The 15,046-nt window shown below is 52.2% G+C and carries 15 protein-coding genes; 3 read left to right on the top strand and 12 right to left on the bottom strand.

Features of this window, described 5'->3' with window-relative positions; translation table 11 throughout:
* Positions 1–8 precede the first annotated feature (8 nt).
* The 9 genes from NFU03_RS05815 to NFU03_RS05855 all read right to left on the bottom strand — a co-directional run bounded on the left by NFU03_RS05815 (position 9) and on the right by NFU03_RS05855 (position 7,697).
* Entirely contained in the window at positions 9–578 is a 570-nt protein-coding gene (locus tag NFU03_RS05815) for a 2-phosphoglycerate kinase (RefSeq protein WP_251636946.1), read from the bottom strand.
* 56 nt (positions 579–634) lie between these two features.
* Entirely contained in the window at positions 635–1,153 is a 519-nt protein-coding gene (locus tag NFU03_RS05820) for a GNAT family N-acetyltransferase (RefSeq protein ID WP_251636948.1), read from the bottom strand.
* A 68-nt stretch (positions 1,154–1,221) separates the two neighbouring features.
* Positions 1,222–1,680 carry an NUDIX hydrolase gene (locus NFU03_RS05825; protein WP_251636950.1) on the bottom strand — a complete coding sequence of 153 codons (459 nt, stop codon included), beginning with the start codon at positions 1,678–1,680 and terminating at the stop codon, positions 1,222–1,224.
* Between the two features lie 30 nt (positions 1,681–1,710).
* Positions 1,711–2,073, bottom strand: a complete 363-nt coding sequence (locus tag NFU03_RS05830) for a hypothetical protein (protein WP_251636952.1) — start codon at positions 2,071–2,073, stop codon at positions 1,711–1,713.
* Between the two features lie 194 nt (positions 2,074–2,267).
* Positions 2,268–3,530 (bottom strand): serine hydrolase domain-containing protein, encoded by a 1,263-nt coding sequence (locus NFU03_RS05835; RefSeq protein WP_251636953.1) that lies wholly within the window; start codon positions 3,528–3,530, stop codon positions 2,268–2,270.
* A gap of 108 nt (positions 3,531–3,638) precedes the next feature.
* Positions 3,639–5,447, bottom strand: coding sequence for a M3 family oligoendopeptidase (locus tag NFU03_RS05840; RefSeq protein ID WP_251636955.1), 1,809 nt, complete (start codon positions 5,445–5,447; stop codon positions 3,639–3,641).
* A gap of 21 nt (positions 5,448–5,468) precedes the next feature.
* On the bottom strand, positions 5,469–6,506 hold the full coding sequence (locus tag NFU03_RS05845) for a DUF2332 domain-containing protein (protein ID WP_251636957.1): 1,038 nt from the start codon (positions 6,504–6,506) through the stop codon (positions 5,469–5,471).
* A 40-nt stretch (positions 6,507–6,546) separates the two neighbouring features.
* Positions 6,547–7,536, bottom strand: a complete 990-nt coding sequence (locus tag NFU03_RS05850; RefSeq protein WP_251636959.1) for a S66 family peptidase — start codon at positions 7,534–7,536, stop codon at positions 6,547–6,549.
* Positions 7,533–7,697, bottom strand: a complete 165-nt coding sequence (locus NFU03_RS05855) for a hypothetical protein (protein WP_251636961.1) — start codon at positions 7,695–7,697, stop codon at positions 7,533–7,535. The genes NFU03_RS05850 and NFU03_RS05855 overlap by 4 nt, the downstream gene beginning before the upstream one ends.
* 225 nt (positions 7,698–7,922) lie before the next feature.
* Here NFU03_RS05855 and NFU03_RS05860 point away from each other — a divergent pair, with 225 nt between their 5' ends.
* The 3 genes from NFU03_RS05860 to NFU03_RS05870 all read left to right on the top strand — a co-directional run bounded on the left by NFU03_RS05860 (position 7,923) and on the right by NFU03_RS05870 (position 12,006).
* On the top strand, positions 7,923–8,957 hold the full coding sequence (locus NFU03_RS05860; protein WP_251637446.1) for an ABC transporter permease: 1,035 nt from the start codon (positions 7,923–7,925) through the stop codon (positions 8,955–8,957).
* Between the two features lies 1 nt (position 8,958).
* Positions 8,959–9,633, top strand: a complete 675-nt coding sequence (locus tag NFU03_RS05865) for an ABC transporter ATP-binding protein (protein WP_251636962.1) — start codon at positions 8,959–8,961, stop codon at positions 9,631–9,633.
* A 123-nt stretch (positions 9,634–9,756) separates the two neighbouring features.
* On the top strand, positions 9,757–12,006 hold the full coding sequence (locus NFU03_RS05870; RefSeq protein WP_251636964.1) for a YhgE/Pip domain-containing protein: 2,250 nt from the start codon (positions 9,757–9,759) through the stop codon (positions 12,004–12,006).
* A gap of 49 nt (positions 12,007–12,055) precedes the next feature.
* On the opposite strand, the gene NFU03_RS05875 is transcribed toward NFU03_RS05870, so the two are convergent.
* The 3 genes from NFU03_RS05875 to NFU03_RS05885 are packed head-to-tail and all read right to left on the bottom strand — an operon-like array spanning position 12,056 to position 14,962.
* A complete protein-coding gene (locus tag NFU03_RS05875) occupies positions 12,056–12,499 on the bottom strand; it encodes a hypothetical protein (RefSeq protein WP_251636966.1) in 444 nt (147 codons plus the stop codon).
* The gene (locus NFU03_RS05880; RefSeq protein WP_251636968.1) at positions 12,496–13,920 is read right to left on the bottom strand and encodes a cryptochrome/photolyase family protein; all 1,425 of its coding nucleotides are present in this window, start codon (positions 13,918–13,920) and stop codon (positions 12,496–12,498) included. Before NFU03_RS05880 ends, NFU03_RS05875 begins: the two co-directional genes overlap by 4 nt.
* A 55-nt stretch (positions 13,921–13,975) precedes the next feature.
* The gene (locus NFU03_RS05885; RefSeq protein ID WP_251636970.1) at positions 13,976–14,962 is read right to left on the bottom strand and encodes an EAL domain-containing protein; all 987 of its coding nucleotides are present in this window, start codon (positions 14,960–14,962) and stop codon (positions 13,976–13,978) included.
* Positions 14,963–15,046: the final 84 nt, after the last annotated feature.

A 15,046-nucleotide genomic window follows, 5' to 3' on the forward strand; every position in this document is an offset into this window, starting at 1 on the left:
ATTGCCTCCTACTCTCTCGATTCGATTTTCTGTTTCTCTGTATTAATATAGTGATCAATCTCAGCTGTTTCCGTCTCATAATTAATGCTGATTTCAAAATAGGGAACGCCGGCCTGTACGCACCTCGTTTTGAATGCCCCGTGTTCTTCTATCATCTCTTCGAGTGTTCTTTCTTCTGGAGTGATGCGCTGCTCAATGGCATTTCTGAAAGTAACAATGTCTCCCTCATAATTTTCTCGAATATATTTTTCCGAAAACCCCATGAATACAGGAATGATTTCGTTTAAATAGAAGGGGTCCAAGTCGTGTAAGTAGTGCGGAAGGAAATAGCAGCCTTCAATGATCAGATGCTGCCTGTTCTCGATAGCCGTCATCGTTATTCCTTTTACGATAGGCCAAAGCCGATCGCCGATATGTTCTGTGCTGTCTAAAGGAGTAAAACCGCAATTTTCCTCACCCCTGTACAGCCCCATTTTCAAATGATCGAGAGACAAGTAAGGGATTTTATAAGTTTCAAGCAGCCGCTGCGCCATTACGGTTTTGCCCGTACTTCCGACAGCGCTTAGGATAATGATCATCGTTTACACATCCTACTGTTTTATGAAGTAAATTCTGTCCTTCACATGTAAACAACTTATAAATCTGAATATAAAAATAAAACCATAAGTTCTTCATCGAAATACATGTCGTTGATTTTTAAAGCATTTTTCTCTATCCCGAATGTTTCAAAGCCGAGGGAGGCATACAATTTTTTAGCTGGACCGTTTTGTGAAACGACGGCTAAGTATACTTGCTCGATATCCTCCAGCCCGCGTGCAGTTTCAATGATTTGTGTAAGCAGTGCTTTTCCGATGCCGCAACCACGGTTATCCGGCTTCGTATACATAGCCGTCACGTTCGCACGATGGCGTAATTTCAACCGTTGCTCACGGAACAAAGTGACAACACCGATGAGCTGATGGCTATCATCGTCGAACGCCCCATACGTAACTGTATGATCAGGTGCCGCGAACCTGTTTCTGTATTTTTCAGCCGTTTGATCTTTTTCTTCCTCAAAACTAGCTGCAAAACTGTCAGGATCGTTTTGGAGAGCTTCAAGTCGTAACGCTAGATATGCTTCTGCATCTTCGAGTTCCAATTGTCTGATTTTCATTGACCATTTTCCCTTCCTTACTATTAAACGGCGGTTTTATTACAGTTGAACCGTTCAATTTCGCATCCTCATAGAAGCTGTTCCTGGAAGATAGCAACCGGCCAGAATTCTTCTTTGATCAAACGATTTGCCAGTTGTTTCATCACTAGCGGGTTGCGCATCTCCCGGCTGTCGATAATGTCCAGGTCGGTCGGTTGAATCCAAGTCCACTCCGTGATTTCAGCTTCTTGGGGCTGTACAGCACCTTCCGTGATTCGGCCGATAAAATGGAAAAGGATGACTTGGTCTTGTGTGTCACTTATGAAATTATAAACACCTGTGGTGTAAGTCAGTTCTATGTCCAACCCGGTCTCTTCCTTCACCTCCCGTTTGGCGGCCAGAAGGATGTCTTCCCCATATTCAATCCTCCCACTCGGCAAATTCCACTTGTTTCGGATACCCGGTCTGTCTTCCCTGATGAGGAGTACACTTCCTCTCTCGAGAATAGACACGCTGGCAACGAGCACGGTGTGTTGTGCAGTCATCATTTCACCTGCCTTCATAGCGATTTTGAATGATCAAAAGTAAATTTCCCAATAAAGGGCATTTGCGCATAGAATTGATGCGGCGAGGATACTGCCTAAGTGACTCCATTTGCTGCGAGCGGACAACTTTTTGCTGTTCAGACCCGCAAGAAGCAACGAGCCGATGACGAGACTGAAACCGAGGCAAAGCAGATTTGCCGTAAGAAATGGCCGGAGAGACGAATAACTGGTCATGGCAGACGTCCTATAGAAGAGCCAGGCCACATTCAGCACCAACACCAGATTGGCAGTGTGCAGTGCAAAGATGAGGCGATGCAGACATTTTTGGCGACGCAGCTTCTGTATAAGTGCAAAGATAACATAGATGAAAGAGTACAGGGTGGCCAGGGCAGCCAAAATGAGTCCTCCCCACTCCAGAAAATGGCGGATGAACGAGACTCGTAACAGGTCCGAATACGTATTCGACAACATGTTAGTAAATTGCGGATGGTCCGAGTAGACGTCCAGACTGTAAAGACTCTTCGTGTCTGGGTTCAAGTAGACGCTGGGGCCAAGCTGTGCATATCGGTATCCGCCTACTGCCAAGTCATTCAGTCCGCTCTGTTCCGTACGGCTTCTGACAAGCAGTCCGTACACTTTACTGAAACCGTGTCGGGCACTCGAGCCGGTTCATACATCCCTGTCCAGCGGGAAGCGTCCTCCAGGTCCGTTGCAATATCCGAATGGACGTATTTCCCAAAGACGATTTCAGGGATTCCGGCGGTATACACGCTATCGTATTGGCTGTTTGTCAGAACGAGCACACCGATCTGGTCGTTCCGGTCAATATAAACGGCGGAACTGAACGCCTTGGTATTGCCGCCATGCCCAAAGACGTGCTGGCTTTCGGAAGGCAGATAAAATAAGCCACTGGCAATGCGCGGTATCTCGGTACCCGGATACATCAGACTTGGGGTCACCAGCTGATCGACTGTTCTTTTGTTTGTGAACAGCGGCCCGCCGCCTTTGGCTAACAATGACTCCAGCAATATCTGCAGGTCACCGGCTGTCCCCATCGTGCTTCCCGCTGGGTAAAGAGGGATGAATAGCTGATTCGGCTTGATCAGCTGCCGGGATGAGGTATACCCTTGCACACGTCTCCGCTGTTCCTTCACCCAGTGATTGTCGTTTAGCGCAGGATCGATTGCGGTTTTCGTCATGTTCAGCGGGTCGAAGATGTGTTTTCGGACATAATCCCGGTAGTCCATTCCGCTCACTTCTTCCACCACATACGCAGCGAGAGCACTCCCGTAATTGGAATACGAAACGACTTCCCCGGGAGGGAACACTTGTCGGACATCCGCTTGCTCTAAAACTTGACGCAACGAGAGGACATCAGCCTGCTGATTCAGGAAAAGATCGGTGAAACTGTCATCATATCCAGCGTTGTGGTGCATGAGGTTTGACAGCGTGACAGGTTTCGCAAATGACGACTTGGTGCGGAAATCGGACGGCAAATAGGACAGGATGTCTTCCTCGACATCCACTTTTCCTGACTCGGCTAACTGGAGGGTGCTGATCCATACGAGTAATTTCGAAACTGAGCCCCATTCAAAAATCGTGTCAGCATCCACAGGGATCTGTCTTTCGATATCCGCAAATCCTTCCAGCCTGACGATAACACGGTCCTTTTGCAGGATGATCGCTGCCAGGCCGGCCATCTCGTCCTGTTGCTGCTTGAGATAGGCATCCAGCTGACTTTCCAGCAACTCCGGTTCCTCAGCTGCGTCTGCAGCAGACAGCGGAAGTCCAAGTGAAAAACAAAGAACGACGCATGCAATTGTCCGGTACACATAAGTATGACGAACATACAACGGCTTGTTCTCCTTTCCCGCTCTCATTTCGTGCACAAGCTATGCGGCACCTCTGCCTAGTGAAAACGGCACTTATCTCTCCAAACGAAGATAAGTGCCGTTCCCTGATTATCTAACTCGTTCCGTTGTCAGTTCGATGAATTCTTCTGCGTCTTTACCGACAAGCTCAATCCCGGCTGACCAGAAGTCTTGTTTAGTAATATCGACGCCAAGATGTTTCTGTGCAAGGTCCTCGACTTTCATCGATCCAGTGTCTTGCAGCAGTGCGATATACTTTTCTTCGAAACCTTCCGGGTGCTTCAAGTATTCCGCGTAGATGCCGAGGCTGAATAAGTAGCCGAATGTATACGGGAAGTTGTAGAATGGCACGCGGTCAATGAAGAAATGGAGCTTCGCTGCCCAGAAGTGCGGATGATACGATGACAGACTGTTTCCGAATGCTTCTTTCTGTGCTTCGGTCATGAGTTCATTCAGCCTTTTTTCTGACACGAATCCTTTTGCACGTTCGTTATAGAAGCTGTCTTCGAACAGGAAGCGGGCTCGGATATTCAGGAACATCGCCGTTGCGCCTTCCAATTTCGTCGCAAGCAGTGCGATTTTTTCTTCATCTGATGCAGCGTTTTTCACCGTGGCATCCGCGATAATCGTTTCGGCAAACGTACTTGCCGTTTCCGCGACATTCATCGCATAGCCCCGATTTTGACGCGGCACATCCTTCATGACATGGCTGTGGAACGAGTGGCCCAATTCGTGCGCAAGCGTACTCGTATCACTCGGGGAGCCTGTGAATGTCATGAAGATGCGGGATTCCTCGAACTCCGGCAGGCTTGTGCAATAGCCGCCCGGCCGTTTGTTCGGGCGATCTTCGGCTTCGACCCAGCGGTTTTCAAGCGCATGCTTGGTGAATGCCGTCAGCTTCGGTCCAAATGATTCGAAATGTTCGATGATGAAGTCACATGCTTCATCATATGTGTAGCGTGTCGGTTTTGATTCCCCAACAGAGACGGGGGCATCGACGTCCTGCCATCCGAGTTGTTCCATCCCAAGCAGTCGTGCTTTCTGATCCAGATAATCGATGAACGTCTGTTTGTGTGAATCGACCGCTGACCACATCGCCGTGAGCGTGTCTTCGGACATCCGGTTGTACTCGAGCGGCTCTTCCATATGCCCTTGTCGTCCGTGGACTTCCTGCAGGGTCAGACGGTATCCTGCTAAGTGATTCAGAATATCGGCGAACACCGGGCCGAAATCGGTCCATGCTTTTTCCCAGCTTTCGAAGAGTGACGCGCGTACGTCTGCATCAGGATCTGCATACATCCGGTTCATCGCCTGCCCGACAGAAAGATCTGTGACCGTACCGTCTTTTTCAGTGTATGGGATCGTCATGATGGAAACCGTTGTGCTGTACAGATCGCTCCATGCGGCGAGGCCGTCCTTATTCAACTTGGCGATCAGTTTCTCCTCGTCTTCGGATAGGAGGCGTTTGCCTTCGTCGCGTGTTTCATTCAGCACGAAGCCGATCTCATTCAGTGGTTCTACCTGCAAAAGACTGTTCCACTGTTCATCCGGAATGGCGACCAGTTTTTTCGTGAAGATTGTTGACAGCTGCTGGAGTTCACCGGCAAGCTCCATGACCTGACCTTTTACGACGCTCGCATGCTCGTCATTTGTAAACGCATCGTGCCACATACTGACGAACGTTCTGACCTGGCCGAGTCCTTTGCCGATCGTTTCCTGCTGTTTCAAGATCCCTTGCAGTGCGGCGGCGTCATCCGGTGAATTGCTGTGCCATGCCTGCAGCTGATCTGCGTACTTTGCAATCTCCTCTTTCACCGTTGCCAGTTTCGCCTGGACTTCTTCTGAATTGGTGCCGCCTTCAAATATGATTTCCAAATCCCACGTGTCGTTGTATTTCATCCTCATGTCACTCTCCTCAAGTTATTGGGTTTTCGCCAGGCGCCACTCGAACCAGCGGCCATGGCCATCTGTACTGCCGATCGTCTGCGGGTGCAGCGTACCGTTTTCATAATGATCCAGATGCAGCTGCGTATCGTGCATATTGTTGTAAATATGGAAAAGTTCGCGTTGTTCACCGATTGCGGCCAGTGTGTCTTCCAGCGCCTGCTTCGTGTCGTCAGGCAGCTGATTCGCGACATGCGTATGGAAGACGCAGAGTGCAGCTCCATCCGGTATTCTGTCTGCATGCGTCTTCAGCAGCTCGATGCCGTCTCCCTGGATGAGCTGAACCGGATTTGTTTTCAAGCAGGCCGCAGCTTGATCGAACAATTCCCGCCGTTCACTGTGCTCCGGCCAGATGAGCGCTTTCATCCATATATAGTCATCGGGGTCGGACAAATCGCTCGGGTGCAGATCAAATCCGATGCGGGAAGCGACTGGCGGACTTTTCGGCAGCAGAAACGGGAGCCGGTCCGCTTTCACTTCCGAACGGATTGTCAGGCACGCATCCCGGCTGCCGAAAGTCTCTCCTGTCCCGTAATCATAGCGGTACTGGTCCCACAGCAGCTGCAGCCCGGCGCTCGTGCCGATTTCGATCAATGCCAGCGGCCGTTCTGTTTGAGAATGAATCCACGAAAATGCGGGATACAAATACGCACACCGGCGGACTTCATTCGTCTGGACAAGCCGGTGCATGAGAAGCGGTTCCAGCTGATCGCGATACGTCAGGCAAAAGTTTTTGAATAAGATGAATGCCTCAGCATCCGGCTGTTTCGGAGACACCGTCAAACTGGCATAGTAGTCTTTCAGCGGGTGTTCGGTCCCTTTCATCAAAAGGTACTGTACACCGGCAAACAGCAGATTCGGCACTGGCTGGCCTCGTGGGATCACTCGGCACAGATTGAGCAGTTCCTCGTCCTCAGCAATGCGTGTCGATAACAGTTCATACAGAGCACTGGACTCCCTGCACTCCATTTCGGCAAAACGCATAAATGAGTGAGCTAGTTGAGTAGGTCCCATCTGTTACTCCTTTCAGCTGCACGGTGGGCATTGCAGAAAGTTACAGCCAAGTTTCCGTGCACAAAACCGTTTTAGCATCTGCATCGAGATGAACCTTCTTGCCAATGGCAAGCGGATGCATCGGATGGGTGTGACACGTGTCAAATTCAGCCAAAATAGGAATCGTTAGCCCGTCAAGCTGTTCCATCAGCAGGTCAAGAGGCAGTTTGCCGGTACCTTGGTCGTCGAACTGCTCATGCTTTCCAAGAATGATACCGCCGGCTTTTTCGTAAATCCCGTGAGTTTTGAGCATTGCAAAATTCTTTTCCATCACCGATGCGGTTTTCATGCAGTCCTCGAGCAGCAGGATATCGCCGTGTTGGATGTCGGGAAAGTAAGGAGAGCCGATAAAGCCATACATCGTATTCAAATTCCCTCCAATGAGTCGGCCTTCCGCTTTTCCCCCGTGTCCTGTCACCCATTCGTTGGCGTACAGCGTCTTTTCTGTCGTCTTCTCCAGCCAATTGACCGGTTCGTCCGACCAGACATCCGGCATGGGAACTACGTATGGTACAGACGGTTCTTGCATGAAATAGTCTTCGAAATAACGGAAGGTCATATTGACGAGGGGTTCAAATTCGCCGAATGAAGGAACAAGCGCCGGCCCGTAATAGGTAGTCACTCCCGTTTTAGCGTAAAGGGCAAGCAACACAGCAGTGGCATCCGAGTATCCGGTTATCAGTTTCGGCTGTTTTTCAAAGGCTTCATAGTCAATATACGGCAGCATACTGTTCGAATTCGTCCCGCCAATGACGGACATGATCATGGTAACTTCCGGATCACGGATAAGTTCATTGAGTTCTTCGGCCCGCTCTTTCGGTGAACCGGACCGATACCCCTCTGACTTTCCTGTCAGTCTGCCCTCTTTCACGTTGAAGCCTTTTGACTCCAAAAACGCTTTAGCCCGCAAATACCGCGGTTTGGAATCTACCGATGCTGGAGAGGAAGGTGAGAAAATACCAATTGTATCGCCTCGTCGTAACGGTTTCATCGACCTTCTCCTATGTCGATCTTCCTTGAGATTTCCCGAAGCAATTCGTTCCGCTCTTTCTGCTGTTTCAGGAAGGTTACCGCAAACCAGATCAGGAGGACGAGCGGCAGCAAATAGATCAGAAGGGACAACAGCGGGAGGATGGCTACCATGCCATTCATAGGTATCGCCTCTTTCTTGTAACGCGGGCTCTCAGATAATCGTCGTTCCGCAGTTTAGAATGTTGTTTCTTTTCACAGTTGTCATTATACCATAACTGGATTTCGGGACGCTTGCAATATAGCAATGGGACGGGCGGAAAGGGATAGTCAATTGTAATGCTGTGTTTATGTGCCGTTCATGTTGCGGGGGTACACTGAATGTATCGACTAACGGAGGTGTTTGCCATGCAAATGGCGTGGAAAGAAGTAAAGAAAAGTAAAATGAAATTCCTGATTCTCGGCTCGATCATCTTTTTGGTCAGCTTCCTGACGTTCATCATCTCAGGTCTCGCTAACGGTCTTTCAGAAGATAATGCAGCGCTCATCAAGAACCTGCCGAACGGCCAGTTCTACCTGAACGAAGACGCAGACCAGACGTACAACTTATCGAAAATCGATGAGAAACAGCAGGAAGACCTGCTGAAGAAATATACAGATGCGACAGCAATATCCATCCAGATGGGCTTCGTGAATGATGCAGACGACAAACAGTTCAGCGTCGCGTTCGTCACTGCGACGGACAGCAAGTTGTTCCCGAATGTCAAAGAGAACGAAATCGTGCTCGATTCCTCATTGAAGGATGACGGCATCAAAGTCGGGGACATCCTGAAGAACAACCAGTTCAGCGGTGAGTTCAAAGTGAAAGGCTTTACCGAAAAGCAGACTTACAGCCATGCGCCTGTCGCGTTCATCAACATGAAAAACTACCAGGAAATCTACCGGGTGATGGAGATGCAGACAGTGTTCATCCCAGGTTCGGACGCACCCGATTCCATTAAAGGACTCGAATCGTTCAGCAACAAAGAATTCTTGAACACGATTCCGAGCTACGGTGCGGAACAGATGTCGCTCAACATGATCATCTGGTTCCTCGTCGTCATCAGCGGGATGCTGTTCGCGATCTTCTTCTATATGATGAACGTCCAGAAGATCGGCCTGTACGGCATCCTGAAAGCGATCGGTGTGAAGACGAGCAAACTGTTCAGCATGATGTGGTACCAGATGCTGCTGATCACGGTCATTTCCCTGCTGCTGTCAGTCGGCTTGAGCCAAGTGTTCAGTATGGTCGCACCTAGCGGCATGCCGTTCAGCCTGACGATGCAGACAACCTTGACATTATCCGCCGTGTTCCTCGTGATCGGGTTCATCGGCGCAACGATTTCCGGATTCCAGATCAAAAAAGTGGAGCCGCTTCAGGCGATCCAGCAAGGAGAGATGTAACATGGCGATTTTTGAAATCGATGAAGTGAAGAAGTCCTTCAAGACAGGTGACGTTACAGAGCAGATCCTGAAAGGTGTCGATCTGGAGTTGAAGCAAGGTGAAATCACAGCGCTCGTCGGGCCTTCCGGTTCCGGGAAGTCGACGATGCTCACCATTGCAGCCGGACTTCAGAGAGCTTCCGGCGGTCATGTGATGTTCGACGGAAAAGACATGACACAGATGAACCAGGAACAGATCCGCAAAATCCGTTCGAGCGAATTCGGCTTCGTATTCCAGTCGGCTCACCTCGTCCCCTTCCTCACTGTCGAAGACCAGCTGCTGCTCATGCTGGACGTCGCGGAGACAAAGATGAACAAGAAACAGCAGAAACAGGAAGTGGCGAAAGTGCTCGACCTCGTCGGCATGAGCCACCGGAAAGACGCGTACCCTTCTTCCCTTTCCGGCGGGGAGCGCCAGCGGGTGGCGATTGCCCGGGCGATCATCCATCAGCCGAAAATGCTGTTCGCCGATGAACCGACTGCGAGCCTCGACTCGAAACGGTCCAAAGAAGTGATGGAAATCATCCGCAACCTGACGAAAACCTTGAAAATCACGACACTCATGGTGACGCACGACGAGGAAATGCTGCCGTATGCCGACCGGATCGTGACAATGAAAGACGGGCTGCTCGCCTGAACACGAAACCTCCGCTCCCGACGTTCGGGACGGAGGTTTTTTGGGTATTCTAGACAGTAACTGTATGTTTTTCCGAACGTTTGCGGAGAACCAATGGAATACTGTCTGGAAGGAGGCCGACCAATGCATGCAATTTTTTCGATTTTCAAGCAGGATGTGCGCAACATCACGAGGAACTGGGTCGCCGCCGTGCTGATCGGCGGCTTGATCGTCCTGCCTTCGTTATATGCGTGGCTCAACATTTACGCATCCAGCGACCCGTATGGCAGGACGGACAAACTGCCAGTGGCGGTCGTGAACGAAGACAAAGGGGCCGATGTGCAGGACAAACATATCGAAGTGGGAAAAGAGATCGTTTCTACGCTGAAAGCGAATCCATCGATGGAATGGCATTTCGTGCCGAAGGAAGAAGCGATGGACGGCGTGGAATACGGTGACTATTTTGCCGTCATGGTGCTGCCGGAGGATCTCTCCGCCCAGCTCGCTTCCGTCGCATCGGGTAATCCGAAAAAGGCCGAAATCGATTACTATGTGAATGAGAAACTGAACTCGATTGCACCGAAAATCACGGAGAAAGGCGCCAGCGTCATCGTCGAGAAAGTGAGCAGCCAGTTCGTCTCGACGGTGAACGGTGTCATCTTCGATACGATGAATTCTCTCGGCATTGAACTGCAGGAGGATCTGCCGGATATCGAACGGTTCGAGAACTACGTCTTCGACGCGGAAAAGAGCCTGCCGGAAATCTACAGCCTGCTGAACCGCGGACTGACCGACGCGACGGACGCGCAGGCAGTGATCCACGAAGCGCAGGGCAAACTGCCGGCCGCTGAAGAAGTGACAAAAAGCGGACTCGGGCAGATCGACCGCACGCTCGGTTACTTGACCGATGCGGAGAAGCGGCTCAACGAACTGTCGCCGAAAGTGAAGGCCGACCTGCAGAAAGTGTCGAAGATATCTCATGATGCGAACGATTTCCTGAAGAAGCTGCAGGGCATCCAGCTCGATTTTACGGCACTCGACAACGCGAAAAATGCACTGGATACGCGGATGACGGAAAGTATCAGCCGGGTCGACGGCATCCAGCAGGATTTGACACGCCTGCAGGAACTGGCCGGACGGCTGCCTGCACAAGTGCCCGATCCGGACGCATCACCTGGAACGGATACCGGTCCGGAAGTTGACCAGCCTCTGCCGACCCCCACCCTGCCGGCACCCGATCTGTCGGGCAAGCTCGATGATGCCATTGTGAAAACGGGTGAACTGAGAGGTGTGCTGGAGGAAGCGCAGGCGAATGCGCGCACGGTCGACTCCGTCGTCAAAGGGAAAGCGCAGGAACTGGACCAGGCAGTCGACGACCTGCAGAAGATTGCTGCCAATACGTCCGTTGAGATTGATGCCTTCATGAAGGAATATGTGAATACCATCGAGCCGACGGTGCTGAAGGAGATCGCCGAAGCGAAACAGACGCTCGGCCAGGCGAAAGGCCTGCTGACAGATATCCAGGGGGCTTTGCCGAAAGTGCAGACGATTCTCGGCAACTCGGACCGCGACTTGAGCGAAGGGAAAGCGACGATCGAAAAGGCGGTCGCCGAGTATCCGGTGATCTCCGGGAAAGTGAACCAGCTGGCGGAACGTATCCGTAATATCCAAGGAGAAACGGACATAAATGAAATCATCAAGCTGCTGCAGAACGATCCCGGGGCTGAAAAAAGCTTCTTCGAGGAGCCGATCCAGCTGAAGGAAAACCGGTTATTCTCCATCGAGAACTATGGGACCGGCATGACGCCATTCTATACGGTACTGTCATTATGGGTCGGCTGCCTGCTGCTCATCTCCCTGCTGTCAACCGACGTCCATGGCGACGGCTATACCGCCCGTCAAGTCTACTTCGGCCGCCTGCTGACATTCGGGGTGATCGGTCTGCTGCAGACACTTATCGTCGTCAGCGGAGATCTGCTGCTTCTCGATGTGCGCATACGCGAGCCGTTCTGGTTCATCCTCTTCGGGGTGGTGATCAGCGTCGTGTTCATGTCCATCGTCTATACACTCGTTTCCGTGTTCGGTGACGTCGGGAAAGCACTGGCGATCGTCATGCTCGTCCTCCAGATCGCAGGCTCGGGCGGGACCTATCCTGTCGTCCTGCTCCCCGACTTCTTCGGCTACATCAACCCATTGCTGCCGTTCACCTATGCGATCGACGCCATGCGCGAAGCAGTCGGCGGCATCGTCTGGGCGCGGGTGGCGAAGGACTTATCGTTCCTTGCTGTCTGCGGTGCCGCGTTCATCCTCTTCGGCGCTTTGCTGAAAGAGAAAGTGAACCGCGGCACGAACAAACTGCTGAAGAAATCGAAGGAAGCCGGCATCTTCCACTGAAACAGCACAAGCACTTCAGGTCCGTTTAGAAAACGGCTGAAGTGCTTTTTCATTTGGATCCAAGACGGCGGAAACCGATGCCGAGTAATGCGCCGAAAATAGCGTGGCCGATCAGCCAGTACAGCAAGGCGGTTCCATCCGTGATGGCAGGCGTCCTGTCCGATAAGGCGGTCGTCGGAAACAGCAGGATGCCGATAAGGACGCTTACCGCTGTGCAGATCGGTACGGCGTGCCGATGCCATTGCGGCCGCAGCCTGTACATGAGAAGGAAGCCGAATGCGACGGCTACAGAGACGATCAAGTGGAAGGCGACTTCCAGCCATTCCGGGTAACTCACTTCCCCGAAGATCGGTATGTAGTCGACGTTGAGCAGGAGCGTATAGATTTTCTCTCCAGTGACAGCTTCCGTCCATTTGAAGAGGAACGTCAGGACGAGGCCGCTCAACAGGCCTATAACTGCAGCTGCAGTTACATTTTTCCGGTTGGCGGTCACCGGTTCCGCTCCTTGTGCCCCTTGACGCTGTCATAGGCAGCCAATGCGCGGCTTCGTGCGGTCTTGTGATCGACGATCGGAGCCGGATACGTCTCCCCGATGACGACTCCGCATTCGGCAAGCACGTCACCCGGTGAGTCGGCAGGCGCGTGGATGAATTTAGAAGGCAGCTGTGCCAGTTCAGGGACCCATCTCCTGATGTACAGGCCGTCGGGGTCGAACTTCTCTCCCTGGACGGTCGGATTGAAGATGCGGAAATACGGCGCGGCGTCAAATCCGGAACCGGCGATCCACTGCCAGCCGAGCGTATTGTTCGCAACGTCGTAATCGGCAAGTGTCTGCCGGAACCACTCTGCACCGTTCCGCCAGTCGATAAGCAGATGTTTGACAAGGAACGAGGCGGCGACCATCCGGACGCGGTTGTGCATCGTGCCGGTCTGCCACAGTTCCCGCATGCCCGCATCGACGAGCGGGTAGCCCGTCTCCCCCGCTTTCCAAGCGGCGAGTCCCGCAGCGTCATTCATCCACGGGAAGTGCTGGAATTCGGTCCTTAGAGGTTGGTCTGTGATGTGCGGGAAATGATGGAGTTGGTAGTAGGCGAATTCCCGCCACGCGAGCTGCCGCAGGAACGGTTCCGGCTGCTGCACATCCCCCTCTTCTTCGGCGCGCTTCACCGCGTGCCAGAGCGCACGGATGCTCATATTTCCGGATGCGAGGAAACCGGAGAGCCGGGACGTACCGTCGATGGCCGGATAATCCCGTTTCGTCTCATAGTCCTGGATGCCATTGTCCCGGAACATCTCCCACCGTTCGAAAGAGCCCTCCTCACCGGGCGTCCAATACTGCCCGAACTTCGCGCTCCAGCTCTGCCCATCGTTCAGGATGCTGCTGAGGCTGGATGACTGCAAAAAATCGGCTTCCCGCCAGGAAGACAGCGTATCAGGCGCAGGAACCGGCCAAGGAATCTTCTCCTGCTGGAGTGCTTTCCAGAAAGAACCGAACACTTTAAATGGAGTACCTGACTTGGTCAGCAAAACGTCAGGATCAAGCATCATATCGGGTTCAAACCGACTGATTTTGACGTTGTCCAGTCCGCCGAGTCCAAGCAGCTCCGTTTCTTCCTTCCGCGCCGCGGGATCGATCTGCCCGTTGAAAAACAGCGCATCCGCACCGGTATCTGCAGCAAGTCGCGCGAGCACCTCCGGCGGGCTGCCTTTTTGGATGACGAGCGGACTGCCGAGCGCAGCGAGCCGCTTGGACAGGGGCTCTAGTGACTTTGAAATCCACCAGTCCGAGGCGGTCGGCGGACGATCCGGCAGCACAGCCACCGGCAGCACGGTACCTGATGCTGCCGCGGCGGCCAGCGCCGGGTGGTCGTGGATCCTCAGACCGTTCCGGAACCAGACAATCGTTTTCATCATGTCTTCCCTCCTGAAAAAAGGACCGCATCGGATGCGGCCCTTGATGATGGTTCCATTATAGCGGGGATGGAGCGGGCTTACCAAAGTAATACCCTTGGAACAGTTCGTAACCCTGTTCTTTCAGCCAGAGGAAGTCCTCTTCTGCTTCAATCCCTTCAGCGAGCGGCACCGAACCGATCTCCTTCGCCTTCCGAAGGAAAAGTTGTGCACTCGCCTGTTTGTCCGCGTCGTTCGCCACCCCGTCCACGTAAGTGCGGTCGAGTTTCATGTAATGGGGCTGAAGATCCCCGAGCAGCTCAACAGTACTGTACCCTTCGCCGACGTCATCGAGAGCGTAGTGGAATCCTTTTTCCCGGTAATACTGCAGGATCGATTTCAAGTGCTCGACATCCTCGACTTTATCGGTTTCGACAACTTCGAATACTAACTGATACGGATCGATGTTGAACTGCTCGGCGACAGCCACTGTCGATTGCAGGCAGAATTCAGGTGAATAGATCGAAGTCGGCACGAAATTGATGAACGCCTTCATATTGATAAGCGGTGCGGCGTGGCGGACTGCTGTAATTCGGCAGAGACGGTCCAGCGCATAGAGCCTGCCCCGGTTGCGAGCCGCGCTGAATGCTTCATTCGGATAGATCATCTCTCCTTCAGCTGACAAAAAACGCGCCAGAAGTTCGTAGCCGTAGACCGTACGTTCCCTGTCCACGATCGGCTGGTAATAGGAGATAAGACGCTCCTGCTGAATCAGATCATCGATCCAAAAGGATGAAAAAACGGTGTCCAGTTCCGAAAAAGGACGCCATGCCTCTTCCCCGGCAATCCGGAAGGCCAGTTCACTTTCCTGTAAATAATCTGCGGCGAAATCTGCCAGATCGTGCAAACCTGCTTCTGAAAGGGTGATGTACTCTGCTTCCTCCACTATTGAGCTGAGGGAAGTGAGCCGTCCCATATGGTGTTTGATCAGCTTACGTTCCCCGGGATCCGGGACGTTCACTTCAAAAGTTAAATCGGTTACAATGCATGCAGCTCGGCACCCCATTGTCCAGCCTCCGTCCTATTTCGTATTCCGAATATATCAGGTTTATCACCAATTGTAATCGATTACTCCCATGCAATGCAAGTG

This window comes from Sporosarcina sp. NCCP-2716, assembly GCF_023707985.1.
GTDB lineage: Bacteria > Bacillota > Bacilli > Bacillales_A > Planococcaceae > Sporosarcina.